The 2,576-nt window shown below is 52.9% G+C and carries 2 protein-coding genes and 1 pseudogene; all 3 read right to left on the bottom strand.

The window, feature by feature from the left end:
• Positions 1-800 (bottom strand): ABC transporter permease (locus ACFRAK_RS27650; RefSeq protein WP_394572981.1); only part of this gene is annotated, 800 nt, incomplete at its 3' end.
• A 3-nt stretch (positions 801-803) separates the two neighbouring features.
• Positions 804-2,294, bottom strand: coding sequence for an ABC transporter ATP-binding protein (locus tag ACFRAK_RS27645; protein ID WP_394572982.1), 1,491 nt, complete (start codon positions 2,292-2,294; stop codon positions 804-806).
• Between the two features lie 71 nt (positions 2,295-2,365).
• Positions 2,366-2,576: pseudogene (locus ACFRAK_RS27640) on the bottom strand (BMP family ABC transporter substrate-binding protein); the annotation flags it as partial.

The following is a 2,576-nucleotide window of genomic DNA, read 5'->3' as shown; positions in this document are numbered from 1 at the left end:
ATATAACGATATTGGGAGCCAAGAATTTCGACCGCACCACCAAGGCCAGCCAATCCTCCGCTAGCGAACATGGCCCCAATCATCATCGGCCCGCGCTTCACGCCGCCGAACAGCGCGAACAACGGATTACCTCCGAGCATCCGGACCTCATAACCGACAACCGAACGCTTCAATAGAATAAATATAATCAGGGCGGCCAATACAGCCAGAACAAAACCTATATGAAGCGGCATACCTGCAATTAGCTTGGGTAGCCATACGCTGTTATCCAGCATTTCAGACTGTGCCATCGCCGCCGAGCCCGAGCGATCCTTAAGCGGATAAGCCACGAGGTAGCCTGCGAATAATACAGCCACATAATTGAGCAGGAGCGTAGAGATCAGCAGGTTAACCCCGAATCTCGAATCGAAGTAGCCTGCCATCACGGACCATAATCCGCCAGCAATGATACCGGCCAGGATGGCTACAATGCAGACCAGCCAGCCAGGTCCCGGCATGTACAACCCGACCAAAGCAGCGGATAATGCACCGAATACCATTTGGCCCTCTGCACCCAGATTGAAGAAACCGGCGCGGAACGCGAGTGCCGCACCCAGACCAATCAGAATTATCGGCGTGGCGCGGGCAAGCGTATTCGTGAAGAAATACATGCCACCGAATGCGCCCTTCCACATCTCAGCATAGGTCTGCAGGATGTCCCCGCCTGCAATAACGATCGCAATCGCTCCGGCCAGCAAGCCGACAATAATCGCCGCAATCGGCTGCAAGAGCGGAAGCGTTAGTTTGGTCCATCTGTTCATGAATTAAGCTCCTCCCGCCATCAGCAGTCCTACGCGTTCCTCTGTCGCTTCCTTCGCTGGCAACTCCCCAACGATTCGTCCTTCATACATGACAAGAACCCGATCGGATAATTTTAATATTTCCGTTAATTCAGATGAAACCAGCAAAATGCCTGTTCCCGATTCGCGCCGCTTCAGCAGTTCACCGTGAATCGTCTCCATCGCACCGATATCGACACCGCGCGTCGGTTCAGCCGCAATCAGAAACGGCGTTCCCTGCTCAAGCTCCCGAGCCACGATCAGCTTCTGCAGATTACCACCGGACAGATATTGCGTGCTGGTCTCCAGCGACCCCGTCTTGATCGAGAACTTCTGTACCCAGCCCGATACAACCTTACGAATATCCTTGAGTTTCAAGAATCCGTTCTGCTGCAATCTGCGTTGGTGACCCATAAGACCCGTATCCATCACGGTTGCCGTCCGGTTAGCTCCCCATACATAGCGATCCTCGGGAATATGAGCCAGACCTTGCTCCCGAATCTCCTTTGTTGACATGCCCGTTACATCTTTACCTGCAACGGCGAGACGGCCGCTGTCTGCCTGAGCCAGTCCCGAAATCACCTGAAGCAATTCGGATTGTCCGTTACCGGAAATACCGGCAACGCCTACGACCTCGCCTGCCCGCACGTCCAGACTCACGGCATCTAGTACTGGCTTGCCTTTAGTGCCGTTAATGGTCACATCCGATACTTCCAGCACCTTCTCGCCCGGCGTAATCGGAACGCGATCCAACTCGGCGAGTTCACGTCCGACCATAAGCCGGGACAATTGGTGTGCATCGGTCTCTTGCTTATTGACAACACCGGTCACAGCCCCGTCCCGAAGAACGGTGATCCGATCCGCGACATCCAGCACCTCGCTCAGTTTATGACTGATCAGGATAAAGCTCTTACCTTGCTTGGAGAGCTGTTTTATCGCTTGGAGCAGCTCTTGAACCTCAATTGGGGTAAGCACGCCGGTCGGTTCATCGAGAATGATGATTTCTGCGCCCTGATAGAGCACTTTCAAGATCTCGACCCGCTGTTGAACGCCAGGTGCGCTGCTGCTTACGACGGCATTTGGGTCGACCTTCATTCCGTACTGGGCACACAGTCCCTCTACTGTCTTAATAGCCTCCCTGCGATTGAACGCTGCACCCGTGCCCGGTTCGTTGCCAATGACGATATTCTCAGCGATGGTAAAGGAAGGAAAGAGCATGAAATGCTGATGCACCATCCCGATTCCGCCTCGAATTGCATCCAGCGGACTCGCAAACGATACTTCCTTGCCATTGATCCGAATCGTACCGGATGTAGGCTGCTCCATACCGTACAAAATCCGCATCAACGTTGTTTTGCCTGCTCCGTTCTCTCCGACAATCGCATGAACTTCACCGGCCGCAAGCGAAAAATCAATGCTGCGGTTTGCGCTGAATTCGCCATATTTCTTCGTGATACTGTCCATCTGGAGTAGCATTACCGTCATGCCTTCCTTTCCCTTCTGAATGAAAGACCGACTGCCTATGTGCAGCCGGTCTCAAGTGAGAACTAATTCTGTTCCAAAGCGTTGGTTACCTTAATCTTGCCAGATATAATATCTTCGGAAATCACCTTGAGCTGATCCACGATCTCTTGTCCAATGAACGGATTCAGCGGCGTCTCGCTCTCATGCGTTACATAAGTGAGACCCACGCCGCCTTCCTTCAGGCCGTAGTCACGAATATCGAATGTGTAGTTGTTCTCTGAGAAGTCTTTTACC

This window comes from Peribacillus sp. NPDC056705 (genome assembly GCF_043656335.1).
Note: the sequence above shows the minus strand (reverse complement) of the source record. Positions and strands in the feature narration are given on the sequence as shown.